At 39.0% G+C, this 569-nt stretch carries 1 protein-coding gene; it reads right to left on the bottom strand.

Going from position 1 to position 569, the window contains the following annotated elements:
* Positions 1-283: 283 nt before the first annotated feature.
* Positions 284-520, bottom strand: coding sequence for a hypothetical protein (locus tag Y887_RS20550; RefSeq protein WP_157004355.1), 237 nt, complete (start codon positions 518-520; stop codon positions 284-286).
* Positions 521-569: the final 49 nt, after the last annotated feature.

Raw genomic sequence — 569 nt, forward strand, 5'->3', positions numbered from 1 at the left:
CTCCAAAGCGTAAGGAAATCTGGATTATAAAATCCGCTAGGCTTGCCACAGGATTTAATGATGGAATCGATAATATTCATAATAACCTCTTGCATTTGACTGATTAATATCTAGTATAGTGAACTATGATATTAAAGCAAGCAGAAATTGTAAATATTATCAACTAATGAAGAAGGGCTGCACTAAGCGACCCACGATTTACTTATCCAACCAATCAATAAGCGCAATCATCGCTACAACAAAAACTGCACTGATTGCTAATATGATCAAGAACATCACGAAATCAACATTCATCAATCGATACCAACTGTGCTGGGTCGCCGGATACGGTCGCACCGATAATGCCCATCTGCTGAAAGAACTCTGAATAAACTTCCTTCCAGTACTTACGCGCTGCTTTCTGGGCTTGGCCTTTGCGCTTAAAGCTTTTACCTTGAAAGATGAAACGGTCGTTTGCTGCGTTATATTCCACAACACCTTCCAGCCATTGTAAGAAAGCCACTGATTCATTTTGATTCATGTTAACCTCAATATTTTAATAAGAAAGCACCCAACCAACTTTCCTCAAT

The sequence above is a fragment of the Xanthomonas pisi DSM 18956 genome, assembly GCF_001010415.1.
GTDB lineage: Bacteria > Pseudomonadota > Gammaproteobacteria > Xanthomonadales > Xanthomonadaceae > Xanthomonas > Xanthomonas pisi.

Bases quoted from the DNA above. Each gene is read 5' to 3' on its own strand.
- Y887_RS20550 (WP_157004355.1), bottom strand. From the start codon at position 520: ATGAATCAAAATGAATCAGTGGCTTTCTTACAATGGCTGGAAGGTGTT.